Origin of the sequence: Verminephrobacter aporrectodeae subsp. tuberculatae, assembly GCF_026127385.1 — a bacterium.
GTDB lineage: Bacteria > Pseudomonadota > Gammaproteobacteria > Burkholderiales > Burkholderiaceae_C > Acidovorax > Acidovorax aporrectodeae.
Genome location: NZ_QZCX01000003.1, coordinates 287,455 through 314,359 on the forward strand (window position 1 = coordinate 287,455; position 26,905 = coordinate 314,359).

The window sequence follows — 26,905 nt, forward strand, 5'->3', positions numbered from 1 at the left end:
GTGCCTTATCTGAGCCGGGGGTTGAGGACGTCGCGCAGCCAGTCGCCCAGCAGGTTGATCGCCAGCACCAGCAGCATCAGACACAGGCCCGGCAGCACCGTGACCCACCATTCGCCCGCGAACAGCACCTCGTTGCCGCTGCGCATCAGCGTGCCCAGCGAGGGCGAGGTCGGCGGCACGCCCAGGCCCAGGAAGCTCAGCGTGGCCTCGGTCAGGATTCCCAGACCCAGCGACAGCGTGGCGATCACCAGCACCGGGCCGAGCACGTTCGGCAGCACGTGGCGCAGCAGGATGCGCAGCGGTCCCATGCCGATCAGCCGGGCGGCATGCACGTAGTCCTTGGACTTTTCCACCAAGGTCGCGCCGCGCACCGTGCGCGCGTACTGCACCCAGGTCGAGACGCCGATGGCGAAGATCACGACGGGCAACGCCAGCCGCTCGTGCAGCGCGTGCGGCAGCAGCGTGCGCGCCAGGCCATCGACCAATAGCGCGACCAGGATGGCCGGGAAGCTCAGTTGCATGTCGGCCAGCCGCATGATCAGGTTGTCGATGGTGCCGCCGGCGTACCCGCTGACGAGCCCGAGCGTCACGCCGACGAACAGCGCAAACAGCGTGGCGCACACGCTCACCATCAGCGAGATGCGCAGACCGTACATCAGCACGGACAGCAGGTCGCGCCCCTGGCCGTCGGTGCCGAACGGGAACTGCATCCGGCCGGCCTCGATCCAGGCGGGCGGCAGGCGCGCGTTGAGCAGGTCGAGCGCTGCCGGGTCAAAGGGGTTTTGCGGCGCGATCCAGGGCGCAAGAACGGCCAGCGCAGCGAGCAAGAGCAGCACCAGCGCCGAGGCCAGCGCCGTGCGCGAGCGCCGGAAAGCGTAGACGAAATCGCTGTCGAGCAGGCGCTGCCAAGCCGCAGGCTCCTGCACGGCGGCTGCGGTTTCCAGGGAGCGCGCGTTCATGCCGGACGGACCCGGGGATCGACCCGGAAATACAGCAGATCCACGGCGGCGTTGATGCCCACGAAGAGCAGCGCGATGAGCATCAGGTACGCGGCGATCACCGGGATGTCGCTGAAGGTGATGGCCTGGATGATCAGCAGCCCCATGCCGGGCCACTGGAAGACGGTCTCGGTGATGATGGAGAACGCGATCAGCGCGCCGAGTTGCAGGCCGGCCACGGTGATCACCGGGATCAGCGTGTTCTTCAGCGCATGGTGGAAGTGGATGGAGCGCTCGGCAATGCCGCGGGCGCGGGCGAACTTGATGTAGTCGGTGCGCAGCACTTCGAGCATTTCGGAGCGCACCAGGCGCATGAAGAGCGTCAGCTGGAACAGCGCCAGCGTGATCGACGGCATGACCAGCGACTTCCAGCCGCTGAGCGTCAGCAGGCCGGTGCTCCAGGGGCCCCACTGCACCACGTCGCCGCGGCCGGAGGCCGGCAGCCAGTTGAGCTCGACCGAGAAGACCAGGATCAGAAGGATTCCCGTGAGAAACGAGGGCATCGAAATGCCGATCAGCGAGACCAGCTGCATGAGCTGCGCGATCCGGGAATCGCGCCGGATGGCGGCGTACACGCCCATCGGGATACCCGCACCCAGGGCCAGCGCTGCCGCGCAGAAGCTGAGTTCGAGCGTTGCCGGAACCCGCGACCAAAGCAGTTGCCCCACGGGCTCCAGGTTGCGGTAGGAGACGCCGAACTCGCCGCGCACGGCCAGCCCGAGGTACTTGTAAAAGCGCACGAGGAGCGGCTGGTCCAGTCCGAGCGAGGCCCGCAGCGCCTCCTTTTGCGCGACCGTGGCGCTCTCGCCCAACAGGTTGTTCACCGGGTCGCCGATGTAGCTGAACAGCAAAAAGGAGGTAAAGGACACCCCGAGCATCACCAGCAAGCCATTCCAGGCGCGGATCGACAGGAAGCGGAGCATCGGGAGGGGCCCTCACCCGGGGACGCTGACCAGCCAGAGGCGCAACTGGTTGTCCGGCCCCTGCCGAAGATCGACGCCCTTGCGCGCGGCCCAGGTGACGGGCTGCTGGTGCAGCGGCAGGTAGGCGAAATCGTTGCGCGCGATCGCGACGACCTCGGCGATGAGCGCACTGCGCCGGGTGCTGTCGAGTTCGGTGGCGATCTTGGGCAGCAGGGCGTCGAGCGCGGGGTTGGAGTAGCGGCCCGCGTTCAGGCCACCCTGCGTGTCCGAGCGGGTGGCGAGCGTGTCGAACAGCTGCGCGTAGGCGTCGGCCATGGGCAGGCCGGCGTGGCCGATCATGTAGAGCGACACGTCCATGGTGTTCAGGCGCACGTGAAACTTGCTCATGGGCTCGAGCTGCGGAGTCACCCTGATGCCCACGCGGCCGAGCATCGAGACGATGGCCAGGCAGATCTGCTCGTCGTACACGTAGCGGTTGTTCGGGCATTGCATGCCGACGGCAAAGCCCTCGGGGTAGCCGGCTTCGGCCAGCAGCTTCTTTGCCGCTTCGGCATGAAAGGGCAGCAGGCGGGTGTTCAACTCCCTGGGCGCTCCATTCAGCAGGGGCGACAGAATCATTCCTGCGGGCCAGGACTGGCCGCGCATCACCGAACGCTTGATGGCTTCGACGTCGATCGCCTGGTACAGCGCCTTGCGCACGCGCAGGTCCTTGAACGGGTTCCGGCCCTTGACGCCGGAGTAGAGCAACTCGTCGCGGAACTGGTCCATGCCGAGGAAGATGGTGCGCAGCTCGGGCCCCTGCACCACGGTGAACGCGCCCGAGCTGCTGATGCGCTGCGTATCCTGCAGCGGCACGCTGACGCTCGCGTCCAGCGCGCCCGACAGCAGCGACGAGGTGCGGGTGGCGTCGGACTGTATCGGCGTGAAGACGACTTCGCTCAGGTTGTGCCCGGGCTTGTCCCACCAGTCGGGGTTGGCGACGAGCACGGTCCTGACGTCCACCGCGCGCGACTTCAGCATGAAGGGGCCGGTGCCGTTGGTGCTGCGGTTGGCGTGGTTTTCCTTTTTCTGCTTCAGGTCGCTGGCCTGCGTGGCCTTGTTCTTTTCGCACCAGGAGCGGCTCATGATCACGAGGTTCAGGAGTTCGTTGAGCAGCAGCGGGAAGGGCGCGCGGGTCTCGACGTCCACGGTGAAGGCATCGACTTTGCGCACGTCCTTCACGTCGCCCAGATTCATCTTGGCGATGGAGCCGGGCGTCATGACGCGCTGCCAGCTGAACACCACGTCGTCGGCCGTCATGGCTTCGCCGTTGTGGAACTTCACGCCGCGGCGCAGCTTGAAGCGCCACAGGGTCGGGGACAGCGCGCTCCAGGACTCGGCCAGCGCAGGTTCAATCTGAACCTTGTCGTTGAAACGCACCAGCCCTTCGTATATGTTGCCCATAAAGGCATTGGTGAACGTGTTGTTCGTCGAATACGGGTCCATGGACAGCGCGTCGGACGATGCGCTCCAGGTGAATGTCCGTGCCTGCAGGCCGCCGACGCTGAGCAACAGCGCGGCGCCAAACGCCATCAGGTGTTTTTTCATGGGGGCTCCTGGGCCGGGAATCAGGGTTTGCGTTGCGCCGGTTCGCGGCCGGCGCTGACCTTGCGGCCGATGTTAAAAAGTGTAATTCCCGGCTTGCGCGCTTTACCCAGGGGTTTTCCCTAGGTGGACAGGCGCAGCCAAGTCGCCGTGCCCGGTGGGGCGACCCAGGCCGCCGAAGTGGCTAAGTCCAGTTACATGGCTCCGCGCAGCGCCTGCGCGGCGCGCGCCAGCGCGGTGATGCGCGCCCAGTCGCCAGAGCGCACGGCATCGGCGGGCGTGAGCCAGGAGCCGCCCACGCAGCGCACATTGGGCAGCGCCAGATAGTCGGGCGCCGTGGCCGGGCCAATGCCGCCGGTGGGGCAGAAGCTGACCTGGCCAAACGGGCTGGCCCAGGACTTGAGCAAGGGGATTCCGCCTGCCGCCTCGGCGGGGAAGAGCTTGAGGAATGAGAACCCGTCGGACAGTACGGCCATGATCTCGCTCGACGTGGCCACGCCGGGCAGCAGCGGCAGCTTCAGCGCCTTGCACGCGTCGCCCACCTGCTGCGTATAGCCCGGGCTCACGGCAAAGCGAGCGCCGGCCGCGCTCGCGCGGCGGGCATCGTCGGCGTCGAGCACCGTGCCCACGCCGACCACGGCTTGCGGCAATTGGCGCGCAATGGCTTCGATCGCGGGCAGTCCCGCGGCCGTGCGCAGCGTCACCTCAAGCACCTGTACGCCGCCGGCGAGCAGCGCCTCGGCGAGCGGCAGCGCGTCGTGCACGTGCTCGATCACGAGGACGGGAATTACCGGGCCATGGCTGGCGATGTCCAGCGGGGTGGCAGGGGTCACAGCCATGTGCAGGCTCCTTGTTCGGCGCCGCCCGCATGGCGGCGCATGTTGTGGAAGAGTTCGCGGCCAAAGCCGGTGAGCGCAGGCGGTGGGCCGGCGCAGGGGGTGCGCGCGGCCCATTCGGCCTCGTCGACGAGCACGTCCAGCGTCCCCGCGACGGCGTCCACGCGCACCACGTCGCCGTCGCGCAGCAGCGCGAGCGCGCCGCCGGCCAGCGCCTCGGGCGTGACGTGGATCGCCGCGGGCACCTTGCCCGAGGCGCCGCTCATGCGTCCGTCGGTCACGAGCGCGACCTGGAAACCCTGGTTCTGCAACACGCCCAGCGGCGGCGTGAGCTTGTGCAACTCGGGCATGCCGTTCGCCTGCGGGCCCTGAAAGCGCACCACGGCCACCATGTCCTGCCGCAGTTCCCCGGCGTTGAACGCGGCGAGCAGCGCCTCCTGCGAGTCGAAGACGCGCGCCGGCGCCTGGACCACGTGGCGCTCCTCGGGAACGGCCGAGACCTTGATCACCGCGCGCCCCAGCCGGCCCTGCAGCAGGCGCAGCCCGCCCGTGGCCGAGAACGGCCGGCGCACGGGGCGCAGCACGCTGTCGTCCCCCGGCACCGCAGGCGCGCCCTGCGCACCTGCGGCAATGCCGCCGGCGTTCACGCTCAGCACGTCGGCGTGCATGAGGCCGTTGTCCAGCAATTCGCGCAGCACCCACGCCGGGCCGCCCGCGGCCTGGAACTGGTTCACGTCGGCCTCGCCATTGGGATACACGCGGGCGAGCAGCGGCACGGCGCCGGAGAGTTCGTCAAAGTCCGACCAGTCGATGAGCACGCCCGCGCTGCGCGCGATCGCCACCCAGTGGATCAGGTGATTCGTCGATCCGCCCGTGGCCAGCAGCGCCGCCATGGCGTTGACGATGCAGCGCGCGTCCACCAGCCGCCCGATGGGCGTGAAGCGCGGGCCGCGCGCACCGATGTCGAGCACGGTGCGCAGCGCCGCGCGGCTGAATTCCTCGCGCGCAGCGCTGCCGGGCGGCGCAAACGCCGCGCCCGGAACGTGCAGGCCCATGGCTTCGAGCAGCATCTGGTTGCTGTTCGCCGTGCCGTAGAAGGTGCAGGTGCCGGGGCCGTGGTACGCGGCCGATTCGGCCCGGAACAACTCGTCGCGCCCCACCAGGCCCTGCGCGTACTGCTCGCGCACCTTGGACTTGTCCCGGTTCGACAGGCCCGTCCCCATGGGGCCGGCAGGAACGAAAACGCAGGGCAGGTGGCCGTAGTGCAGCGCGCCGATGAGCAGGCCGGGGACGATCTTGTCGCATACGCCCAGCAGCAGCACGCCGTCGAACACGTCGTGCGACAGCGCCACCGCAGTCGCCATGGCGATGGTGTCGCGCGAGAACAGCGACAGTTCCATTGCGGGCGTTCCCTGCGTGATTCCGTCGCACATGGCAGGAACGCCCCCGGCCACCTGCACGCTGACTTGCAGCCGGGCGGCCTCGTCGCGCAGCAGCGCGGGGTAGCCCTGGTACGGTTGGTGCGCCGACAGCATGTCGTTGTACGCCGTGACCACGCCGATGTTCGGCCCCTTCTCGGCCACGACCCGGAACTTGTCCGCACCGGGCAGCGCGGCGTAGGCGTGGGCCAGGTTCGCGCAGCCCATGCGCTCTTGCGCGGGCTTGCGCCGGAGCATGGCGTCAACGCCCGCGAGGTATGCGGCGCGGCTGTCTGCGCTGCGCCGGGTGATGCGCTGCGTGACGCGCGCGAGGACTGGATGCAGGGGATTCTCCATCGCTGGTTTGGGCCGGAGGGCCGACTGGACTGGGGCCTAGAATGTAATTCGATAACCTGTTTGCTTCAAGCCATGACCCTGCAAGCCCTGCCGCTGCCACCTTCCGAACTCGGCGAGTCGCCGTTCTGGCACCCCCTCGAGAAACGCCTTTACTGGTGCGACATCCAAGGGTTTGCAGTGAACGCCTGGGAACCCGCGACGGACCGGCGCTGGCAGTGGAAGATGCCCAGCGAACCCGGCTGCTGCGCGCCCGCGCCGGACGCCCGGCTTGTAATCGGGTTACGTGATGGTTTCCACCTTCTGCACACGCTGACGGGTGCGCTCGACTGCCTGGCCCGGCTGCCTGCCGAGCGGCACGACACCCGGCAGTTGCGCCTGAACGATGGTCGCTGCGACACCGCGGGCCGATTCTGGGCGGGTTCGGTGATCACGCCGCGCAGCGCGCCCGATGCGGCGCTGTGGCGGCTGGAGGCAGGGGCTGGCGGCTACCGCCTGGATTACATGGCGGGCGATAACTTCACGGCCAACGGCCTGGCGTTCAGCCCCGACGAGCGCTTTCTGTATTGGGCGAACACGCCCGAGCACCGCATCGACCGCTTTGACTTCGATGCGACCAGCGGAAGCATCAGCGGGCGCCAGCCCTGGGCCCGCTTTCCCCGCAAGGAGCCCGGCGAACCCTACGGCGGCCGCCCCGACGGCGCGGCGGTGGACGTGGACGGCAACTACTGGGTGGCCATGTACGAGGGCGCCTGCGTGCTGCAGTTCTCGCCCGCCGGCGCATTGCTGCAGCGCATCGCCACGCCCGTGCAATGCCCCACCATGGTCTGCTTTGGCGGGGACGATGGGCGCACGCTGTACATCACCTCGGCGCGTGCGGGGCGACCGCAGCAAGAGCAGGACGCAGCCATTCCCGCAGGCTCGCTGTTTGGCACCCGGGTGGCGATAGCCGGGCTGCCGGTGAATTTTTTCAAGCCCTGACGCCGACCGGGAGCGCAGGCGAAACGCACGGACCATCGATCCATGAACGGGCAAATTCCATGACGCAGCACGTACAAACGCTGACCCTCGCGCAAGCCTGCGGGCGGCTTCAGCTATTTCTCTCCCGCAGTTCCAGAACGATCCTGGGCATCGTCGGACCTCCGGGGGCAGGCAAGTCAACGGTTTCGCTGCGCCTGCACGCCCTGTACCCCCAGCAGTCGCAGATCGTGCCGATGGATGGATATCACTTGGCGAACAAGGAGTTGGATCGCCTGGGGCGTGCCGGGCGCAAGGGCGCACCGGACACTTTTGATGGCCATGGCTACCGGTCGCTGCTCGAGCGCTTGCGCAAACAGGGGGACGACGAGCTCATCTACGCCCCTGAATTTCGCCGGGAAATCGAGGAGCCCATCGCCGGGGCCATTCCCATCTTCCCCCATGCCAAGCTGCTCATCGCGGAGGGCAACTACCTGGCGCTGGAGCAAGGCGGCTGGGGCCACGTGGCGGCCTTGCTCGACGAACTGTGGTACGTGGAAGTCGATCCTGCCCTGCGGCTGCAGCGTTTGCTCGCCCGGCATATGCAGTTTGGCCGCTCCCGACAGGCCGCAGAGGATTGGGTAAGAGATATCGACGAACCCAACGCCCGACTCATAGAGTCCACGCTGGCGCGCGCGCACTTCAAAGTGCGTGAGGAATGACCGGGCGCATTGGAATGGCAGCGCGGGGGCTTGCGTAACGCATCTGTCATCTTGGCTCCATACCATCGATCGCACCCCGTTCGAACTTTGGAGAATCCATGAGCAGCCAGCCCCACGACAGCGGCATCCCCAACCACCTGGATGAAGACGAGATCAGCAACCAGTCAAGCAACCCCCATATCCAGGAAATCGTGGCTGCGCGCATGAGCCGCCGCGGCGTCCTCAAGGGAGGGATTTCCGTCACCACGGCAACGCTGTTCGGCAGTCTTGGCCTGAGCGCATGCAGTGGTGGCGGCGATGGTGGTGGCGGCAATGGAGGGACCGCTGGCGGCGGCGCTCCCGGTGGGGATGCGGCCCCCACCCCTACCCCCACCCCCACCCTCCGGTTCGAGGCCGTCCCCAAGAACAAAAATGACCTGGTCAGCATCGCTTCCGGCTATCGGGTCAGCATCCTCCACGCCCTGGGGGATCCCCTGCAGTCGGGCGACGCGGCCTGGGCCGACGATGGGTCGGAGACGCCCGATTCGTACAACCGGCGCATCGGCGACGGCCACGATGGCATGCACTACTTCGGGCTGTCGAATGCCGGCGCCTGGCAGGCGGACCGCTCTGACCGCGGCCTGCTGTGCGTGAACCACGAATACGTGGTGGGGCCCCATTGCCTGCACCCGAATGGCCGCACGGCCGGCAGCGTGCGCGTTGCCGCCGAAGTCGACAAGGAGATTGCCGCGCATGGGGTGAGTGTCTGCGAAGTCAAACGCGGCGCCGACATGAGCCTGTCCATGGTGCGCGACTCCCCGTTCAACCGCCGCATCACCTCCGCCACCCTGATGGATTTCTCCGGCCCGGCCAAGGGCTCGAACCTGCTCCGAACCAAGCAGTCGCCCACTGGCACCACGACGCGCGGAACGAACAACAACTGCGCCAACGGCTACACGCCCTGGGGCACGTATCTGACCTGCGAAGAGAACTACCTGAACGTGATTGGCCGGGCCGCCGACGACGACGCGGCGCGCAGCGCCAAGGAGGTCACTGCCCTGAACCGCAGCGGCCTGCCCCAGAACCGCAAGAGCCCCTACCTGTGGGACACCCCCGGCAGCAGCGACGACTACGCCCGCTGGAACGCCTCGGTCACCGGTGCCAGCGCCGAGGCGGACTTTCGCAACACCGCGAACAACTTCGGCTGGATCGTGGAAATCGATCCCTTCAGCCCCAGCTCGAATCCGGTCAAGCGCACGGCGCTCGGTCGCTTCAACCACGAGGGCTGCTGGCCCTGCAAGGCGGTCGCAGGCAGACCGGTGGTCTTCTACATGGGCGATGACGGCGGCAGCGAGTACATCTACAAGTTCGTCTCCAAGGCGAACTGGGATCCGGCCGACGTCGGCAAGGGGCTCGCCGCGGGCGCCAAGTACATGGACCAGGGCACCCTCTACGCGGCCAAGTTCAACGCCGACGGCAGCGGCAACTGGCTGGAGCTGACTTTTGGCAAGAACGGGATCGACAGCAGCCATACCACCTACCCCTTCGCCGACCAGGCGGACGTCCTGATCAACCCCCGCCTTGCGGCCGACAAGCTCGGCCCGACCAAGATGGACCGGCCGGAATGGGGCGCAGTGAACCCGTTGAACGGGGAGGTCTACATGAGCCTGACGAACAACAGCGCGCGCGTCGCGCCGACTGCCACCCCCACCGGCTACCAGCTCAGGCCCGACGCCGCAAATCCGCGCTACTACGAGGACCTGAAGAACGGCACGTCCGTGCAAAAGGGCAATCCCAACGGCCACATCATCCGCTGGCGCGAAGCCGGCGATGACCCGGCCGCGAGCGCATTCACCTGGGACATCTATCTGTTCGCAGCGCAGGCCGACGCTGCCGCCGACGTGAATCTCTCCAAGCTCACGGACGTGAACGACTTCTCCTGCCCGGACGGCCTGTGGTTCGATAGCCGCGGGATCCTGTGGATCCAGACCGACGACAGCGCCTACACCGACGTGACGAATTGCATGATGCTGGCCGCAGTTCCCGGCAAGGTCGGCGACGGCGGCGCGGCCACCGCGGCGGGAGGCACCTCGACCATCAAAGGCGCCAACGCCAACGGCACCACGGTGCGCCGTTTCCTCACGGGCCCGAAGGACTGCGAGATCACCGGGATCGCCATGACGCCGGACCGCAAGACGCTGTTCTTCAACGTGCAGCACCCGGGCGAGGCCGCGTCCGCTGACCACGGCGCCAAGGCGTACACCAGCTATTGGCCCGCCAGCCAAACCGACGGCGCGGCGAAGAAACGGCCCCGCTCCGCAACGGTGGCGGTGACGCGCAGCGACGGCGGGGAGATCGCCCTCTGAGAGCGTGTGAATTTTTCAATTTCAGCAATGGACCCGGTACAAGCCAAACCCATTCCGTTATGCACAAGTCATGAAAACCTATACAAATCAACAACTAAGTCAAGTCACGGTAATGACCAACAGGTTGCAAAGGGCCGGATAGGCGATCAAATTCAACATGAGAGGACTCGCCGCCTCTCTGCTGAGCCAAAAACCAGCGAAGAGCCCGGCGAGCCGCAATGAATTCGCTGCGTTTGTCTGCTCGGGCAATGTTGGCGGCACGCACCAACTCAGCCGATGGCAATGATTCTTGGCTACTTAACACTGTCGCTACTGCTGCAGGCCCAAGCACCCACACGGTGATCTCATTCGGACGCAGTCTGGGCGGCAGTAAGTGATCGAGTAGATCAGTCTAGTCAAAGAGATAACGTAGACCGACCTGCACCTGCGTTCGCGCCAGCGCTGAGCCGAACTCGGAGCCTTCACGACCAGCAGTGCGCTGAAATTCGATCCAAGCGTCCAGCCTTTTCCCTGCTGGACTATAGCGCAGACGCGGCTGCCACAAGACACTACGATCCCTCCCTACCAGAGCGCCAAGAGCTATGGAAAAATCATTGTCCAGGGGTCGGTCGATCCGTAGCAGAAAACTATCGCGCTGGCGGGCTCGCAGCGCTTGGGCGTCCCAAGCGATGTTGAAGGCTGCTGCCGTACGGTCTTGCCGCAGTAGGCTACGATGGAAATCAACGATTTGCCCCCATCGGCGGTAATCTTGAGGCGACATTCCGCTTTGATCATGCCGCCATTCGAAACGCAAATTCAGTTGCGTCTCACTCGTCCAGCCTATACCCAGCATACCACGGGTATACCAGCGATCCTCCATCAGTCGTGTTGCGGCATAGGAGCCACTGTTCGTATAAATATCGTCGCCCCCCAAGGGCGGTGCCCCATCAGGATAAATGTTGCGAAGCACTGGCTGCCGACTTCCGCGTTGAGAAAACAAGGCACCATACAACTGCATCTGTGCATTTGGAGTATGAACAAAGGCGGCACCAAAACCCGCGCGCATATCCGATGGCTTTTGTACCAGCGTGGTTACATCGGTTTCCTCAAAATTGACGCGGAGAACACCCAGCCATTGACGAATGCCTCGGTTAAAGTTTGGATTCTGACTGTTAAAGCGGTAAGTAGTGTTCGTGCTGCTATCGTCGCTGTAAATCAGATCTGCGCCCAAACGCTCTCCGTTGTAACTAAGCTTGGCAATGGGGAAGCCACGCACGCGGGCTGCCAGATCCTCTGTGTCGCTGGAGGTAATGTTGTCCTTGAGAAAATCCAGCACATGCGCGTAATGGGCGTTATCGAAGTTTTCATTGAACTTGCCCAAACGCAACGCCCAGCGATCCGACAGCAGAAACTTTGTGCGCAACTGTAGTAGTTGACCGCTACTACGTTCATTGTTGAAGACTGACCGTCCTTCGCTACCACGAACCTGGTCGTAGTCCAATCGGTAGCGAAAGCCAAGATCCTCCCATTTGCCGTCTATCACGGCGGCACCAGTATATTGTTTAGCTGGCACGCCAGATAGCCAACCAGGATCCAAGTCGCGACGAAGCTCGGTGGCCTGTCCAGTGAACACCAAAGCAGATTTAAGCTCCAGCGGGTCAGCGTGGGCAGATAGGCATGCACCCACCAAGAAGGTGCCCAAAAACATCCACCCCCTCATTCCATCAACCCATCAAGCGTGAACTTCTGACTGGGGAAGTCTTTGGCAGTGACCGATTCGATGATCATCTCGGTTTGTTGTGTGCTGTCAACTCCATCACTGAGAACGGTGCGCTGCGTCAGAACCCTGCTGCCAAGCTTGACTGGCTTGTCAAAGCGGGCTGTTTTGAAGAGCTTACCGCTCTTCAGATAAAACGCTGCCTGCACTGGCCAGCCACCGTCGCGTGCAACGTAGAGATCCATCTTGGCATAGGCTGCGGTCGGTTTGGCAGCCGTCAGGCTTAGCGCCCAAACCGAGATGTCATTTACAGTCTGCTCCGCGTTGACCTGATACTGGGCAGCGTAGTCATCTTGCCAGCGCAAGCGTCCCAGGTCACCGTAGCTGGCTTCGCCCATCAGACGCTGAATCGGTGTAATACGAATCGGCAAACTGGCACGCGGCATGCGCACCCACACAGCCTCTTTGCTCATCAACACGACTTGGCCAGCACTGCGCCCACTGAGCACTTCCACTAATGACAGATCTGCCCCCTTGAGCCGCACGCGCATCTCACTGTCACCATCTGGCTTTTGGTCTTTGGTACTCTTGAGTTTGACCCTGAGCTCGGCCGACTCATCTTGCTGCCTGAAATTATCGGCCTGCGCCAACAACGCCGAAGGGTGTGGACGCTCGGCAGCGAGCACAGCAGCACCTCCAAATACGCTGAGGCACAAAATCAAAAGAAGAAAACGCATAGTGCAATAACTCCCGCTCAAACGTGATTGAGCTTTTCTATGATGGATAAACGACGTATCACCCGATGTGGTGCCCAGGCAGCCAGCGCACTCAGCATGATGAAGGCCAGCCAGATCATCAAGCTGCTATCCAATTGCATAGCAATGATGAGCGGGTAATCAGTGGTGCGCCCAGGCGGTGGTGGCATGCGGATGTCGGAAAGATTAACCACCAGCGCTGTCAGCAACGCTAACACCAAGCCGACGCTGCCACCCAGCATGCCGATCATTCCACCTTCGAGCAGAAAGGTCTGTTGAATACGCCGATCTGGAATTCCAATGGCACGAAGCGTCCCAACTTCGCGGATGCGCTCCATGACGCTCATCAGCATGGAGTTGGCGGTGGAGATAAAAACCACCATCGCAATGATGATGCCCAGCACGGTGAAGATGATGCGGTACAGCGATACAACCTGATTGTAAAAAGGTGCCAGTTCAATCCAGCGCTTGATATCCAGATCTGGAAGCTGCGCACGCAGGCGTGAGGCCAATGCGTCGGTGGCATCGGTGTCGCGCAGCGCCAACACCAAGCGTGATATCTTTTGGGTCACCAACAATGACTGCACGTTTTGCAACGGCATCATGATGGCGCGGCGATCAAGATCCGGCACCCCTGTGCGATAGGTGCCAGCAACCACGGCATCGACCGCGTTGAGAACGCCGTCTTCGGTGGTCACCATGACGGTGATCGTATCACCCGGTTTGACCTGAAGGCTGCGCGCAAGATCGACGGCAATCAGGATCTGCTCAGGTCTGCTGGGGTCGTCGCTCAAACCATTGCCAGAGACAATCGGAGCAAACACGGTAGAGAGGCGGGACTCTTTTTCTGGCTCCACGCCCTGTCCTACAAAGGCCACGCTGCGACGCCCCGTGGAGAGCAAGCCCTCAAACAAGACGCGCCGAGTACTGAAGCGCAACCCGGACTCTTGCTGGAATTCGTCTTCCGCGGCCTTGACCTGCTGCGGACTCAGGCCATACTGCAAGGGCCTTTCTTCGTTACCCTCAAACTGGCCATGTGCGCCTATCTGGATGTGCCCTAGTTCGCTGCTGATGATGGATTCGCGCAGGCCATAAAAGGATGCCAGTACAAAGCCGATGCTCAGCAACAGCGCCATACTGCCGCAGGCAACAATGGCGGCAGAAAGCACAGTGCGGCGCCGGTTGCGTGCGACATTGCGCCAAGCGTAGACAAACCATTTCATGCCAATATTCTTCCGTCGGAGAGTGTGAACAACTTCTGAGCGCGCTCCACCACACGCGCATCGTGAGTGGAGAACAAAAAGGCAGTGCCCAGTTGCCGATTGAGCGACTGCATTAGATCGAGCAGTTGTGCAGCGGTCTGGCTGTCCAGACTGGCGGTGGGCTCATCGGCCAACACCAACAGTGGCGCGTTCACCAACGCCCGTGCCACTGCCACCCGTTGTTGCTGGCCGCCGGAAAGCTGCTTGGGCCGGTGGCCCATGCGATCAGCCAGCCCCACCGCATCGAGCAGACTCTCTGCACGCTCGCGGCGCTCGCTCGGCGACATGGATGTCATCAACAAGGGAAGCTCGACGTTTTCCCGCGCACTGAGCACCGGAACCAGGTTGAAGCTCTGAAACACGAAGCCCAAGCGACGCCGTCGCAATTGATCAAGCGCCTCAGTAGCTCCGTGGTCGACCGTCTTCCCGTCGAGCCAAATTTCACCCTGATTTGGTGGCTCCAACAATCCAAGCAAATTGAGCAAAGTGCTCTTGCCACTGCCGGAGGGGCCACACAAGGCAGCAAAGTCGCCCTGCTCAATTGTGATGTCAACCCCACGCAATGCGGCTACCGAGGTCTCACCCAATGCATACAACTTGTGCAAATTGCTGGCGCGCAGAACAACGGGAGACTCGACCACCATGGCTTACCTTTCTGCCCAAACGGCGTCTGCCGTGACTTTGTCTACTGCTCTCGCTGTCTTCAGTTGATCTGCGGCTTTATCCGCTTGGTTATCCCGGTGCGCATAGACAGCCAGCCAAGCGTAGACAGAGGCCTGATCCTGTGCCTTCATACCCTTGAATCCTGGGTTGCTGAGTACATTAGTGAAATCCCCCTGCGCCACCGAACCACGGCCGAAGATCGCTGGAATGCGCGCGCTGGTAAGCGCACGTACCATGCGCACTTGAAGTATCGTTTCGGGATTGACCGGAGCCCGCGAGGCGATGTCCAGAGCCTGATCCATCATGTCAATACCGTCTTTGAGGTAGCTTAGCTTGTTCCATGGCATCCAGGCGTCGCGCGCCCGCTGCGTGGCAAGGCTGCCTTTATAGACCAGGGCAATTGGATTGTTCGGCATGGCCTTGACCGTTTGTTCGGCCACACTGAAAGCAGCATCAAGCTTGCCAGGGTCTTTCGCAGCTTCAGCAAAGGCCTGGGTGAGGTGTTTCAGGGCCGGGTCGGAATGCTCGCCATAAGCTTGCACAGCAGAGGAGGCCAGTAGGCTAACGCCAACAACAATGTTCTTGATGAATTTCAAATGGGTCATGGGATTATCACAAAGGTAAGAATGGATGCTCAGAAAGACGTTGAAGTAACTCATCAGGCATGGTGCGCAGATTTCTTCCATGGGCAGCCAGACAAACCATCTTGGCCGCAATGGAGCACAGATGCACCTGACCATGCTCGATTCGGGTTTCCCACACGGAGTAGGCCTCGCGCAGTTGTCGTGTTGTTCTGTCTGCTCTTGCGCCCCGTCAGCCTGGATCGTCTCTGGGGAGTGCTTTGCGACCTTGCCCGACAGGTGTCAGTTGAGCGTCGAGCCACTGCGTGTGCGTGACCCGGATTCACTCCTTGCAGGCCCGTGCCACCGCGCGCACGGCCACCGCGTCCAGCGTCAACCCCATGTGCTGAACGCCGGGCACAAGGGTCACGGGAACTGGCTTGCCCGCCTCGGCGAACAACGCGGCGTAGCGCTCCGCGTACATCAGCTCGTCGTCCTGTCCGGCGACGATGCACAGCCTGCCCCGGGCGTTGCGGATGTCGCTCTGGTAGTCCCGATGCGGGCCGAAGCTCATCGCCAGGGTGTACGAATAGCTGGGGGTGAGCAGATGGTGTATCGCGGGCTCCAGGGCAAAGCGCAGCACCGGCAGATGGTTCCAGCGGGTGATGCCCGCGCCATTGAGCAGGGTCAGCGCGAGGATGCGTGGCAGGCCGACGGAAGCCCAGCCGCCGCTGTCGGGCCGCGACGTGGGGGCGCTCGGGCCCACATAGGGCGCGAGCAGCACGTAGCGCTCGAACAGTTCCTGCCTTGCGCTGCCCGCAAGGCGCAGCACCAGGCCCCCGCCGGACGAAAAGCCCATCAGCGTCTGCGGACCGGAATGGGGCACGGCGCGCAGGAAGTCCTCGACGTCGTCTTCCAACTGGCCGACGTACGCCGCCTGCCCGCGCGGACCCGATGCGCCGTGCCCGCGCATGTCGAGCGCCGCCACGGCGTAGCCTTCGGCCGCCAGGGCCTGCGCGAGCACGTGCATGGACTGCGCGTGCGCCGAGGAGCCATGCACCAGCAGCACCCGGCGCAGCGCGCTGCCCGCCACCGGATGCTCTGGGCCGTAGGCCCGCCACGCCAGCGCCGTGCCGTCGCGTGCGGTGTATTCCTGCGCGCGCGGTAGCTGGCTGTAATCCACATTTTCGAATGGCCTGCTGATGCTCGCGAGCGGCGCGATGTCCCCGGGGCCGCCCCAGGCGATAGCGGCGGCAAGGCCTGCGCTGAGTGCCAGCAGCAGGCATGCGGGGATCACGATGAGTCGTTGCATGGGCAGGTTGCGGCGCGCTGCGCGTCGGGTCGTCTGTGTCACGGTGCTGAGCCTTGGAGCGGGGGGTCGCTGACTGTGCCGCGAGAACCCGGGCAGCGCCAGCGCCGTGCGACGAAATACGCCCTGGCCGGCGCGAAATGCACAATGGCGGCGCGATCCGCGGGGTCGGCGGGGCGCTGCTCCCCCACAGGTTTACTTTTCTTCGCACGGCGTTCAAGAAGGGGGGCGGAGTCAGCCTCTACGATGCGCCACGCCCTGGGCCTGAAATCCGAGAACACGCACACCGCCATGATGAATCCGCAGGAAGTCAGCACGCCCCCACCAACGGCCTCATCCGCCTCATCCGCCTCATCGGCCTTATCCACCCTGCCGGCCCCATTGCCCTCGCCCGCCGCCGCCCCGCCCGCGCGGCGCTTGCGCTGGGTGGGGAGTCTGGTGGCGCTGCTTCTGGCGGGGCTGCTGGGCGTCGCCGCCTGGTATCTCGTCGGGCGCGTGCAGGGCGGGCGGGGCCAAGATTCCGGACACGGCCAGCCCCTGGTCACCGTGGGCGAGGCCACGGTGACCAGGGCGCAGCTGCCGGTGCTCATCGACGCGCTCGGAACGGTGCTGGCGGCGAGCACGGTGACGCTGCGGCCGCAGGTGTCGGGCATGCTCACGCAGGTGCTGTTCACCGAGGGGCAGATGGTGCGCAAGGGGCAGTTGCTGGCGCAGATCGACCCCCGGCCGTTCGAGCAGGCGCTGATGCAGGTCCGGGGTACGCGCCAGCGCGACGAGGCGCAGCTGGAGCTCGCCCGCCTCACGCTGGAGCGCTACCGCACGCTGCTCGCGCAGGACTCGATCGCGCGCCAGGAGGTGGACGGCCAGGCGGCGCTGGTCCGGCAGTTGGAGGGCACGGTGCTGAGCGACCAGGCGCAGGAGGGCACGGCGCGGCTGAATCTGGAGTTCACGCGCATCACGGCGCCGGCCGGCGGGCGCATCGGCCTGCGCACGGTGGACGCGGGCAACCCCGTGGGCCCGGGCGACGCGGCGGGAATTGCCACCATCACCGGGGTGGCGCCCATCGACGTGCGCTTTGCCGTGCCGCAGGACCGTGTGGGCGAAATCCGCGCGGCGCAGCGCGGCGCGGCGGCGCTGACGGTGACGGCGCTGGACCGGGCGCGCCAGACGGAGCTCGACACCGGCCGCTTTTCCACGCTGGACAACTTGGTCGATACCACGACCGGCACCGTCAAGGCCAAGGCGCATTTCGAGAACGCTGCCGGCGCGCTGTTTCCGAACCAGTTCGTGAACGTGCAATTGCTGCTGCGCCATGTGAGCGCGCTGGTGGTTCCGGTGACTGCCGTGCGCACCGGCGCGCAGGGCGACTATGTGTACGTCATCGGCGCGGACCGCCGGGTGTCGCTGCGCCAGGTCCGGCGCGGGCAGGCGAGCGCGGAGCAGGTGGCGATCACCGAGGGGCTCGCGCAGGGCGAGCGCGTGGTGACCGAGGGCGGCGACCGCCTGCAGGACGGCATGCTGGTGCAATTGCCCGGCGCACGCGGCGGCGCACAGGGTGCACGGACTGGAGACGGCGCGCGCCGCCAGCGCCCGTCCCCGAAGCCCTGAGCGCGGGCAGCCGGCATGAGCCCCTCGCGTCCGTTCATCGAAAGGCCGGTGGCCACCGCGCTGCTGATGCTGGCGATCGTGCTCGCGGGCCTGCTGGGCCTGCGCTTCTTGCCGCTGTCGGCCCTGCCCGAGGTGGACTACCCCACGATCCAGGTGCAGACCCTGTACCCGGGCGCGAGCCCCGAGGTGATGGGCCGCACGGTGAGCGCACCGCTGGAGCGCCAGTTCGGCCAGATGCCGGGGCTCGAGCGCATGGCTTCGCGCAGCTCCGCGGGGGTGTCGGTGATCACCTTGCAGTTCAGCCTGGGGCTGGCGCTGGACGTTGCCGAGCAGCAGGTGCAGGCGGCCATCAACGTGGGCAGCGCGCTGCTGCCGGCGGATCTGCCGGCGCCGCCGGTATACGCCAAGGTCAACCCCGCGGACGCCCCGGTGCTGACGCTGGCGATCAGCTCGCAGACGCTGCCTCTGAGCGCGGTGCAGAACCTGGTGTACACGCGCCTGGCGCCGAAGATCAGCCAGGTCAGCGGCGTGGGGCTGGTGTCGCTCGCGGGCGGGCAGCGCCCTGCCGTGCGCATACAGGCCGACACCCGGGCGCTGGCGTCGTACGGGCTGGGGCTGGACAGCCTGCGCACGGCCATCACCGCGGCGAACGCGAACGGCGCCAAGGGCAGTTTCGACGGGCCGCAACGCGCCTACACCATCGACACCAACGACCAGTTGCTCACGGCGCAGGACTACCGGGACCTCATCGTGTCCTGGCGCAATGGCGCGCCGGTGCGCATGCACGCGGTGGCGCGGGTGCTCGACGGCGTCGAGAACGAGCGCCTGGGCGCCTGGGCGAATACGACCCCGGCGATCATCCTCGACGTGCAGCGCCAGCCGGGGGCGAACGTGATCGCCACGGTCGAGCGCATCCGCCAGCTGCTGCCCGCGTTGCAGGCCGACCTGCCCGTGGCGCTCGAGGTCCAGCTGCTCGCGGACCGCACCACGGGAATCCGGGCGGCCGTCGAGCACGTGGAGTTGGAACTGGTCCTGGCCGTGCTGCTGGTGGTGCTGGTGATCTTCTTTTTTCTGCACAGCCTGCGCGCCACGGTGATCGCCAGCCTGGCGGTGCCGATCTCGCTCGTGGGCAGCTGCGGCGTGATGTACCTGCTCGGCTACGGGCTGAACAACCTGAGCCTGATGGCGCTGACCATTGCCACGGGCTTCGTGGTCGATGACGCCATCGTGATGCTCGAGAACATCGCGCGCCACCTCGAAGCGGGCGAGACGCCCTTGCAGGCTGCGCGCAAGGGGGCGGCGCAGATCGGTTTTACGATCGTCTCGCTGACGGTGTCCCTGATCGCCGTGCTCATCCCGCTGCTGTTCATGCGCGACGTGCTCGGGCGGCTGTTCCGCGAGTTTGCGGTCACGCTGGCCGTGAGCATCATCCTCTCCGCCGTGGTGTCGCTGACGCTCGTGCCCATGCTCGCCGCGCGCTGGCTGCACCCCGAGCCCGCAGGCAGTCCGCGCGGTCTGGCGGGGGGCATACGGCGCGGCTTCGAGCGGCTGATCGCAGGCTACGACCGCTGGCTGCAATGGGTGCTGCGCCACCAGGGCACGACGCTGGCGCTGGCCTGGGGCACGCTGGCCCTGACGGCCCTGCTGTACCTGCTGATCCCCAAGGGCCTGTTTCCCACGCAGGACACGGGGCAGTTGCAGGCGCGCATCGAGGCCGCTTCGGACGTCTCGTTCGCGCGCATGGCCGCGCTGCAGCAGGCCGCCGTGCACGCCATCTTGCAGGACCCGGACGTGCGCTCGGTGAGCGCCTTCGTCGGGGTGGACGGCGTGCACAACACCCTGCCGAATACCGGGAGCATGCTCATCAACCTGAAGGAGCGCCACGACGCGCAGCAGCGCATCATGGATCGGCTGCGCGCGCGCGTGCAGGCGGTGGCCGGCGTCACGCCGTATCTGCAGCCCACGCAGGACCTGCGCATCGACACCGAGACCGGGCCCACCGAGTACCGCGTCTCCATCGGCGGCGTGGACGCGCAGCAGGTCGATGACTGGACGCGCAAGCTGGTGCAGCGCCTGCAGGGCGATCCCCGGCTGCGCAACGTCAGCACCGACGCCGGCGCGCAGGGTCTCTCGGCCTACGTGGACATAGACCGCAACACCGCGGCGCGCCTGGCGCTCACGGCCAGTTCCGTGGACGACACGCTGTACAGCGCGTTTGGCCAGCGCATCGTGTCCACCATCTTCACCGAGACCAACCAGTACCGCGTGATCCTGGAGGCGCAGCGCGAGCAGCTCGACAGCGCCGCAGCGCTGGGCCAGTTGCCGCTGCGCACGGGCTCGGGCCAGTCCACGCCGCTGGCGGCGGTGGCCCGCGTGGACGAACGGCTGGCGCCGCTGCAACTCACGCGCGTGGCGCAGTACCCGGCGGCGACGCTGGACTTCGACAAGGCGCAGGGCGTGTCGCTGGGCAGCGCGGTGGACGCGATCCGCTCCGCGGCCAGGGAAATCGGCATCCCGCGGGGCCTGTCGCTGGAGTTCCTGGGCGCCGCCGGGGCGTACGAGAAGTCGCTGTCGAGCCAGCTGTGGCTCATCCTCGCGGCCCTGGTCTGCGTGTACATCGTTCTCGGGGTGCTGTACGAGAGCTACATCCACCCGGTGACCATCCTCTCGACCCTGCCCTGCGCCGGGGTCGGGGCCCTGCTCGCGCTCATGCTCTCGGGCAACGAGCTGGGGGTGATCGGCGTCATCGGGATCATCCTGCTCATCGGCATCGTCAAGAAGAACGCGATCATGATGATCGACTTCGCCATCGACGCGCAGCGCCGGCAGAACCTGGCGCCGCAGCAGGCGATCCACCAGGCCGCGCTGCTGCGCTTTCGGCCCATCCTCATGACCACGCTGGCGGCGCTGTTCGCCGCGCTGCCGCTGATGTTCGGCTGGGGCGCCGGCGCCGAGCTGCGCCGCCCGCTGGGGCTGGCGATTTTTGGCGGGCTGGTCCTGAGCCAGCTGCTCACGCTGTTCACCACCCCCGTGATCTACCTCGCGTTTGACCGCCTGGGCCGGCGCTGGACGCGCGCAGCGCGCGTGCCATCCGGGGCCGCGCCATGAACCTGTCGCGCCCCTTCGTCGAGCGGCCCGTGGCCACGGTGCTGCTGACGCTCGGCGTGGCGCTCGCGGGCATTGCGGCGTTCTTCGTGCTGCCGGTGTCGCCCTTGCCGCAGGTGGACTATCCGAGCATCTCCGTTTCCGCGAACTTGCCGGGCGCGAGCCCCGAGACCATGGCCGCGAGCGTGGTCACGCCGCTGGAGCGGCGCCTCGGCCTGATCGCCGGGGTCAACGAAATGACCTCGGTCAGCTCCAACGGGTCGGCCCGCGTGAGCCTGCAATTCGACCTGGAGCGCAACATCGACGCCGCGGCGCGCGCGGTGCAGGCCGCGATCAACGCGGCGCGCGCCGACCTGCCCGCGACGCTACGCAACAACCCCGGCTACCGCAAGCGCAACCCGGCGGCGGCGCCGGTCATGATCCTGGCGCTGACCTCCAAAACGCGCAGCACCGGCGCGATCTACGACGCGGTCTCGAACGTGGTGAGCCAGCGCCTGTCGCAGGTCGATGGCGTGGGCGAGGTCGAGATCGGCGGCGGATCGCTGCCCGCGGTGCGCGTGGAACTGCTGCCCTTTGCGCTCGACCGCTATGGCATCAGCACCGAGGACGTGCGCGCCGCGATCCAGGCGGCGAATGCCCGCCGGCCCCAGGGCGTGGTCGAGGGGAACGGACGCCGTTTGCAGATCTACACACCCGAGCCGGCGCGCGTGGCGGCGCAGTACGCGGCGCTGGTCATCGCCTGGCGCAACGACGCCGCGGTGCGCCTGGGGGACGTGGCGCGCGTCGAGGACGGGGTGGAAAACAACCGCACCGTGGGCCTGTTCAACGGCGCGCCGGCGATCATCGTGCTGGTCACGCGCCAGCCCGGCGCGAACGCCATCGAGACCGTGGACGCGGTGCGCGCGCTGCTTCCCGACCTGCAAGCGCAGCTGCCGCAGGACATCCAGGTGGCGGTGGCCTCGGACAGCACCCACTCCATCCGCGCGTCGCTGCACGAAATCGAGTTCACGCTGCTGCTCTCGATCGCGCTCGTGGTGCTCGTGGTCGCGCTGTTCCTGCGCCAGGCGCGCGCCACGGTGATTCCGGCGCTGGCCACGGTGGTGTCCCTGCTCGGCACCTTTGGCGTGATGCACCTGCTGGGCTTCAGTCTGAACAACCTGAGCCTGATGGCGCTGACCGTGGCCACGGGCTTCGTGATCGACGACGCCATCGTGGTGCTGGAGAACACCATGCGGCACGTCGAGGCCGGAATGGCGCGCATGCAGGCCGCGCTGCAGGGCGCGCGCGAGGTGGGCCCTACCGTGCTCTCGATCAGCCTGTCGCTGGTGGCGGTGTTCATCCCGCTGCTGTTCATGGACGGCCAGATGGGGCGATTGTTCCGCGAGTTCGCGGTCACGCTGTCGGCGGCGGTGCTGATTTCGCTGCTGCTCTCGCTCACCACCACGCCCATGCTCTGCGCCTGGCTGCTGCGCGCGCAGGCGCCGGGCGCAGCCCCCGGGCGCTGGGCGCTGCGCGCCGAGCGCGGCTACCAGATGCTGCTGCGCGGCTACGCGCGCGGCCTGGACTGGGCGCTCGCCAACCAGGCGCTGGTGCTGCTGCTGCTGCTCGCGGTGACGGGGCTGAACGTCTACCTGTTTGCGCGGATTCCCAAGGGCTACTTCCCGCAGCAGGACAATGGCCAGATCAACGCCGGCCTGCGCGCCGACCAGAGCATCTCCTCGCAGGCCCTGGCGCGCAAGCTGCGCCAGGCGGTGGACACCATCCGCCACGACCCTGCGGTCGATACCGTGGTCGGTTTCTCCGGCGGCAGCCGCGCCGGGGGCGGCTTCATGTTCGTGAACCTCAAGCCGCCGGCGCAGCGCAGCGTCAGCACGCCCGAGGTCGTCGCGCGCCTGCGCCCGCAGCTCAACCAGATCACCGGCCTGCGCGTGTTCCTGAACCCGGTGCAGGAGCTGCGCATGGGCGCGCGCGAGAGCAACTCCAGCTACCAGTACACGCTCAAGAGCGACAATCTGGCCGACCTGCGGCGCTGGGCGGGCCGGCTCGCCGACCGCCTCAAGGACGAGCCCCTGCTCCAGGACGTGGACACCGACCAGGCCGAGAACGGCGTGCAAACCCGGGTCGAAGTCGATCGCGCGCGCGCCACGCAGCTGGGTGCGAGCAATGCCGCCATCGGCAACGCCCTGTACAACGCGTTCGGACAGCGCCCCGTGGCGACGATCCATGATGCGCTCAACCAGTACTCCGTGATCATGGAGTGGGCGCCCGAGTACACGCGCGGACCGCTGGCGTTGCAGGACGTCCGTGTCGCGGCGAACCCCGACGGGACCACGGGGAGCGCCGCGAATCCGGGCCAGCGCGCGGCCTCCACGGGCCAGGTGCTCAGCACCACGGCGTCGACCATGGTGCCGCTGAGCGCCATGGCGCGCATGCAGGAGCGGGCCGCGCCCAGCTCCATCAGCCACCAGGACGGCGAGCTGGCCACGACCATCTCGTTCAATCTGCCCCCCGACGCAACGCTGGATCAGGCGCAGGCCGCCATCGCGCAGGCGCAGGCCGACATCACCATGCCAAGCAACGTGCGCGGCAGCTTCCAGGGAAGTGCGCTCAGCGCCCAGCGCTCGCAGGGGCAGCAGATGTTTCTGATCGGCGCGGCCATCGTGGTCATCTACCTCGTTCTGGGCATGCTCTACGAGAGCCTGATCCATCCGCTCACGGTGCTCAGCACGCTGCCTTCGGCGGGCGTGGGCGCGGTGCTCGCGCTGCTGCTGTTCGACATGCCGTTCGGCACCATGGCGCTGATCGGGGTGTTGCTGCTGATCGGCATCGTGAAGAAAAACGCGATCATGGTCATCGACTTTGCGCTCGAGGCCGAGCGCGCGCGCTCCCTCACGGCGCAGCAAGCGGTGCGCGCGGCCTGCCTGCTGCGCTTTCGCCCGATCCTCATGACCACGCTCGCGGCGGCGCTGGGCGCCTTGCCGCTGGCCATCGGCTTTGGCCAGGGCTCCGGGCTGCGCCAGCCGCTGGGCGTGGCCATCATCGGCGGCCTGCTGATCAGCCAGTTGCTGACCCTGCTCACGACCCCGGTGGTGTACGTGCTGCTCGACAGGCTGCGCCGCCCCGCGCCCGATGAACGCCACCTGAGCCGCACGACGCCATGACACCTTCCCTTGCACCCCGCGCCTCCCCCGCCGCCGCGGCGCGGCGGCTATCCCTGGCGCTGGCCGTGGCCTTGCTGCCGGCCTGTTCGGTCGCGCCCCCGTACCAGCGCCCGGAGATTCCCCTGCCCGCGGCTTTCAAAGAGGCGGGCGCCACCTGGGCACCTGCGGTGCCGGCCGAAGCCCTGGAGCACGGCGCCTGGTGGGAGGCCTTCGGAGACGCCGAACTGAACCGGCTGGCGCAGCAACTGCAACGGTCGAACCAGAACATCGCGGCAGCCGTGGCGGCACAGGCCCAGGCGCAGGCCGTGCTGCGCCAGCAGCGCGCGGCGCTCTGGCCCGCTGTCGGCCTGTCGGGCCGCTCCACGCGCTCCGGGGGCGCAGCGGCCAACCGCTCCAGCGATAGCGCAAAGGCCACGCTGGAACTGGACTGGGCGCCCGACCTGTGGGGACGGCTGAGCAGCGGCCTGAACCAGGCGCAGGCGAGCGCGCAGGCGAGTGCCGCCGACCTCGCGGGGGCCCGCCTCGCCGCGCTGGGCAGCCTGGCCGCGGCGTACTTTCAGCTGCGCGCGGCGGACGCCGAAATCGATCTGCTCGACGCCACGGTGGCGGGTTATGCGCGCAGTCTGCACATCGTGCAAAACCGCTACGCCGCCGGCATTGCTGCGCAGACCGACGTGCTGCAAGCGCAGACCCAGCACGCGAACGCCCGCGCCGACCTGGCAGCGCTGCACCAACAGCGCGCGCAACTCGAACACGCCGTGGCCGTGCTCACCGGGCAGGCGCCCGCGGCCTTCGCGCTGCCGCGCGCGCGCTGGATCGTGCAACTGCCCGAAATCCCCCCGGGCCTGCCGTCCACGCTGCTGCAACGCCGGCCCGACATCGCCGCTGCGGAACGCGCCGTGGCGGCGGCGAACGCGCAGATCGGCGTGCAGCACGCCGCGTATTTCCCCAGCCTCAGCCTGAACGCGTCGCTGGGCGGCTCGGGGTCCGGCGTCGCCGAACTGCTGCGGGCCCCGGGAACGCTGTGGTCGCTGGGGCTGACGCTGGCGCAGGCCCTGTTCGACGCCGGCGCGAACGCCGCGCGGCAGGAACAGGCCCAGGCCGCGCACGGCGCGCGCGTCGCCGTCTACCGCCAGACGGTGCTCACGGCGTTCCAGAGCGTGGAAGACCAGCTCACCAGGCTGCACACGTTGCAGGAACAAGAGCCGCTGCGCCGCGAGGCGACCGCGGCCGCCGAACGCAGCGCGCAGCAGATGCTCAACCGCTACCACAGCGGCCAGCTGGGCTATACCGAGGTGGTCACGGCCCAGGCAACGGCCCTGTCCGCGCAGCGCGCGCTGCTGCAACTGCAACTCGAGCGGCAACTCGCGGTGGTGGCCTTGATACAGGCGCTGGGCGGCGGCTGGCAACTGCCCTGGCAGGAGCCGCCGGCGGCGGCAGACGCGCGCGGCGGATAATCGCGCGCTTTATTTCAAGGAGCAGGGGTGGATATCGTATTGCTGGCCAAGGCCGCCATCATGGGGGTCGTCGAGGGGCTGACCGAGTTCCTGCCCATTTCCTCCACCGGGCACCTGATACTCGCCGGGTCGCTGCTCGGTTTTGACGGCGCCAAGGCCAGGGTCTTCGACATCGCCATCCAGACGGGCGCCATCTTTGCCGTGATCCTGGTGTACGCGGACCGCATCCGCGCCACGCTGCGCGCCCTGCCCCACGAACGCCAGGCGCAGCAGTTTGCCCTGAACCTGGGAATCGGCTTTTTTCCCGCCGTGGTCCTGGGCCTGCTCTGCGGCAAGGCCATCCAGGCCCATCTGTTCACGCCGATGGTGGTCGCGAGCGCGTTCATCGCCGGGGGCTTCGTCATCCTCTGGGCCGAGCGCCGGGCGCCGGGCACCACGCGCATCCACACGCTCGACGCCATGACCGCGCTCGACGCGCTCAAGGTCGGCCTGGTGCAATGCCTGGCCATGATTCCCGGAACCAGCCGCAGCGGCGCGACCATCATCGGGGGCATGCTGTTCGGCCTGTCGCGCCAGACAGCGACCGACTTTTCGTTCTTCCTCGCCATGCCCACGCTCATCGGCGCCGCTGTCTACAGCCTGTACCGGGAGCGCGCGCTGCTGTCCCTGGCCGACCTGCCCATGTTCCTCACCGGGCTGGTCTTTTCCTTCTTCAGCGCCTGGCTGTGCGTGCGCTGGCTGCTGCGCTACATCGCCACGCACGGCTTTACCCCGTTTGCGTACTACCGCATCGCGTTCGGGGTGCTGGTGCTGCTCACCGACTGGACGGGCTGGGTGCGCTGGGCGAATTGAGTACCGCGGATGCGGGCGCGCGTTCCGGGTAATTTCTGAAGCGACCCCTTCGTCAGCTGTCTCATATGCTGCCAGCAATCCATCGGTAGACAGGGTGCATTGGATCCAGCATGAGCTTGAAGGCAATGGCACAACAAACCACCATGAGCAGCGGGCGGATGAGCTTCGCGCCAACTCGTATGGCCAATTTGGACCCTACCTGCGCACCGATGAAGGCTCCCAACCCATTTCGTTATACACAAGCCCGCTTTCAACCGATGCCGCTGGCGATGAAGTGTCGTAAGTGCTTGATTTGTATAGGATCGACATGAACCGCTCACACGGCGGTCAACAGCTGTAA

General features: G+C 66.5%; 19 protein-coding genes. 8 read left to right on the forward strand and 11 right to left on the reverse strand.

Annotation, left to right across the window (positions count from 1 at the left end; genetic code table 11):
• Positions 1 to 5: 5 nt before the first annotated feature.
• From D5041_RS16315 to edd, 5 genes are all read right to left on the reverse strand, one after another.
• Positions 6 to 959, reverse strand: a complete 954-nt coding sequence (locus tag D5041_RS16315; protein WP_265280742.1) for an ABC transporter permease — start codon at positions 957 to 959, stop codon at positions 6 to 8.
• On the reverse strand, positions 956 to 1,921 hold the full coding sequence (locus D5041_RS16320; protein WP_265256770.1) for an ABC transporter permease: 966 nt from the start codon (positions 1,919 to 1,921) through the stop codon (positions 956 to 958). The genes D5041_RS16315 and D5041_RS16320 overlap by 4 nt, the downstream gene beginning before the upstream one ends.
• Positions 1,922 to 1,933: 12 nt before the next feature.
• The gene (locus tag D5041_RS16325; protein WP_265285221.1) at positions 1,934 to 3,508 is read right to left on the reverse strand and encodes an ABC transporter substrate-binding protein; all 1,575 of its coding nucleotides are present in this window, start codon (positions 3,506 to 3,508) and stop codon (positions 1,934 to 1,936) included.
• Positions 3,509 to 3,699: 191 nt separating this feature from the next.
• Positions 3,700 to 4,344 carry a bifunctional 4-hydroxy-2-oxoglutarate aldolase/2-dehydro-3-deoxy-phosphogluconate aldolase gene (gene eda, locus D5041_RS16330; protein WP_265285222.1) on the reverse strand — a complete coding sequence of 215 codons (645 nt, stop codon included), beginning with the start codon at positions 4,342 to 4,344 and terminating at the stop codon, positions 3,700 to 3,702.
• Positions 4,335 to 6,116: a phosphogluconate dehydratase gene (gene edd / locus D5041_RS16335; protein WP_265285223.1), complete on the reverse strand. Its 1,782-nt coding sequence runs from the start codon at positions 6,114 to 6,116 to the stop codon at positions 4,335 to 4,337. Before edd ends, eda begins: the two co-directional genes overlap by 10 nt.
• A 72-nt stretch (positions 6,117 to 6,188) precedes the next feature.
• Here edd and D5041_RS16340 point away from each other — a divergent pair, with 72 nt between their 5' ends.
• From D5041_RS16340 to D5041_RS16350, 3 genes are all read left to right on the forward strand, one after another.
• Positions 6,189 to 7,094, forward strand: coding sequence for an SMP-30/gluconolactonase/LRE family protein (locus tag D5041_RS16340; protein WP_265285224.1), 906 nt, complete (start codon positions 6,189 to 6,191; stop codon positions 7,092 to 7,094).
• Between the two features lie 59 nt (positions 7,095 to 7,153).
• Positions 7,154 to 7,792 (forward strand): nucleoside/nucleotide kinase family protein, encoded by a 639-nt coding sequence (locus tag D5041_RS16345; RefSeq protein ID WP_010104077.1) that lies wholly within the window; start codon positions 7,154 to 7,156, stop codon positions 7,790 to 7,792.
• Positions 7,793 to 7,890: 98 nt separating this feature from the next.
• Positions 7,891 to 10,137 carry a PhoX family protein gene (locus D5041_RS16350; RefSeq protein WP_265285225.1) on the forward strand — a complete coding sequence of 749 codons (2,247 nt, stop codon included), beginning with the start codon at positions 7,891 to 7,893 and terminating at the stop codon, positions 10,135 to 10,137.
• A gap of 391 nt (positions 10,138 to 10,528) precedes the next feature.
• Here the strand turns inward: D5041_RS16350 and D5041_RS16355 are convergent, their stop codons facing one another.
• From D5041_RS16355 to D5041_RS16380, 6 genes are all read right to left on the reverse strand, one after another.
• Positions 10,529 to 11,824: a hypothetical protein gene (locus tag D5041_RS16355; RefSeq protein ID WP_265256778.1), complete on the reverse strand. Its 1,296-nt coding sequence runs from the start codon at positions 11,822 to 11,824 to the stop codon at positions 10,529 to 10,531.
• A gap of 8 nt (positions 11,825 to 11,832) precedes the next feature.
• Positions 11,833 to 12,570, reverse strand: a complete 738-nt coding sequence (locus tag D5041_RS16360; RefSeq protein ID WP_265285226.1) for an outer membrane lipoprotein-sorting protein — start codon at positions 12,568 to 12,570, stop codon at positions 11,833 to 11,835.
• A 17-nt stretch (positions 12,571 to 12,587) separates the two neighbouring features.
• The gene (locus D5041_RS16365) at positions 12,588 to 13,811 is read right to left on the reverse strand and encodes an ABC transporter permease (protein WP_265285227.1); all 1,224 of its coding nucleotides are present in this window, start codon (positions 13,809 to 13,811) and stop codon (positions 12,588 to 12,590) included.
• The gene (locus D5041_RS16370) at positions 13,808 to 14,494 is read right to left on the reverse strand and encodes an ABC transporter ATP-binding protein (protein WP_265256780.1); all 687 of its coding nucleotides are present in this window, start codon (positions 14,492 to 14,494) and stop codon (positions 13,808 to 13,810) included. The genes D5041_RS16365 and D5041_RS16370 overlap by 4 nt, the downstream gene beginning before the upstream one ends.
• A gap of 3 nt (positions 14,495 to 14,497) precedes the next feature.
• On the reverse strand, positions 14,498 to 15,172 hold the full coding sequence (locus D5041_RS16375; protein ID WP_265285228.1) for a hypothetical protein: 675 nt from the start codon (positions 15,170 to 15,172) through the stop codon (positions 14,498 to 14,500).
• Positions 15,173 to 15,416: 244 nt separating this feature from the next.
• The gene (locus tag D5041_RS16380) at positions 15,417 to 16,427 is read right to left on the reverse strand and encodes an alpha/beta hydrolase (protein ID WP_265285229.1); all 1,011 of its coding nucleotides are present in this window, start codon (positions 16,425 to 16,427) and stop codon (positions 15,417 to 15,419) included.
• A gap of 201 nt (positions 16,428 to 16,628) precedes the next feature.
• Here D5041_RS16380 and D5041_RS16385 point away from each other — a divergent pair, with 201 nt between their 5' ends.
• The 5 genes from D5041_RS16385 to D5041_RS16405 are packed head-to-tail and all read left to right on the forward strand — an operon-like array spanning position 16,629 to position 26,565.
• On the forward strand, positions 16,629 to 17,990 hold the full coding sequence (locus tag D5041_RS16385) for an efflux RND transporter periplasmic adaptor subunit (protein ID WP_265285230.1): 1,362 nt from the start codon (positions 16,629 to 16,631) through the stop codon (positions 17,988 to 17,990).
• Between the two features lie 15 nt (positions 17,991 to 18,005).
• Complete coding sequence (locus D5041_RS16390) at positions 18,006 to 21,098, forward strand: efflux RND transporter permease subunit (protein WP_265285231.1); 3,093 nt, start codon at positions 18,006 to 18,008, stop codon at positions 21,096 to 21,098.
• Positions 21,095 to 24,256: an efflux RND transporter permease subunit gene (locus D5041_RS16395; protein WP_265256785.1), complete on the forward strand. Its 3,162-nt coding sequence runs from the start codon at positions 21,095 to 21,097 to the stop codon at positions 24,254 to 24,256. The genes D5041_RS16390 and D5041_RS16395 overlap by 4 nt, the downstream gene beginning before the upstream one ends.
• Entirely contained in the window at positions 24,253 to 25,713 is a 1,461-nt protein-coding gene (locus D5041_RS16400) for an efflux transporter outer membrane subunit (protein WP_265285232.1), read from the forward strand. The genes D5041_RS16395 and D5041_RS16400 overlap by 4 nt, the downstream gene beginning before the upstream one ends.
• A gap of 27 nt (positions 25,714 to 25,740) precedes the next feature.
• Positions 25,741 to 26,565: an undecaprenyl-diphosphate phosphatase gene (locus D5041_RS16405; protein WP_265285233.1), complete on the forward strand. Its 825-nt coding sequence runs from the start codon at positions 25,741 to 25,743 to the stop codon at positions 26,563 to 26,565.
• Positions 26,566 to 26,905: the final 340 nt, after the last annotated feature.

Coding starts and splice junctions, on each gene's coding strand:
- D5041_RS16325 (WP_265285221.1), bottom strand. CDS start 3,508: ATGAAAAAACACCTGATGGCGTTTGGCGCCGCGCTGTTGCTCAGCGTC.
- D5041_RS16385 (WP_265285230.1), top strand. CDS start 16,629: ATGCGCCACGCCCTGGGCCTGAAATCCGAGAACACGCACACCGCCATG.
- D5041_RS16370 (WP_265256780.1), bottom strand. CDS start 14,494: ATGGTGGTCGAGTCTCCCGTTGTTCTGCGCGCCAGCAATTTGCACAAG.
- D5041_RS16395 (WP_265256785.1), top strand. CDS start 21,095: ATGAACCTGTCGCGCCCCTTCGTCGAGCGGCCCGTGGCCACGGTGCTG.
- D5041_RS16355 (WP_265256778.1), bottom strand. CDS start 11,824: ATGTTTTTGGGCACCTTCTTGGTGGGTGCATGCCTATCTGCCCACGCT.
- D5041_RS16400 (WP_265285232.1), top strand. CDS start 24,253: ATGACACCTTCCCTTGCACCCCGCGCCTCCCCCGCCGCCGCGGCGCGG.
- D5041_RS16315 (WP_265280742.1), bottom strand. CDS start 959: ATGAACGCGCGCTCCCTGGAAACCGCAGCCGCCGTGCAGGAGCCTGCG.
- D5041_RS16340 (WP_265285224.1), top strand. CDS start 6,189: ATGACCCTGCAAGCCCTGCCGCTGCCACCTTCCGAACTCGGCGAGTCG.
- D5041_RS16360 (WP_265285226.1), bottom strand. CDS start 12,570: ATGCGTTTTCTTCTTTTGATTTTGTGCCTCAGCGTATTTGGAGGTGCT.
- D5041_RS16365 (WP_265285227.1), bottom strand. CDS start 13,811: ATGAAATGGTTTGTCTACGCTTGGCGCAATGTCGCACGCAACCGGCGC.
- D5041_RS16345 (WP_010104077.1), top strand. CDS start 7,154: ATGACGCAGCACGTACAAACGCTGACCCTCGCGCAAGCCTGCGGGCGG.
- D5041_RS16320 (WP_265256770.1), bottom strand. CDS start 1,921: ATGCTCCGCTTCCTGTCGATCCGCGCCTGGAATGGCTTGCTGGTGATG.
- D5041_RS16350 (WP_265285225.1), top strand. CDS start 7,891: ATGAGCAGCCAGCCCCACGACAGCGGCATCCCCAACCACCTGGATGAA.
- eda (WP_265285222.1), bottom strand. CDS start 4,344: ATGGCTGTGACCCCTGCCACCCCGCTGGACATCGCCAGCCATGGCCCG.
- edd (WP_265285223.1), bottom strand. CDS start 6,116: ATGGAGAATCCCCTGCATCCAGTCCTCGCGCGCGTCACGCAGCGCATC.
- D5041_RS16390 (WP_265285231.1), top strand. CDS start 18,006: ATGAGCCCCTCGCGTCCGTTCATCGAAAGGCCGGTGGCCACCGCGCTG.
- D5041_RS16375 (WP_265285228.1), bottom strand. CDS start 15,172: ATGAGTTACTTCAACGTCTTTCTGAGCATCCATTCTTACCTTTGTGAT.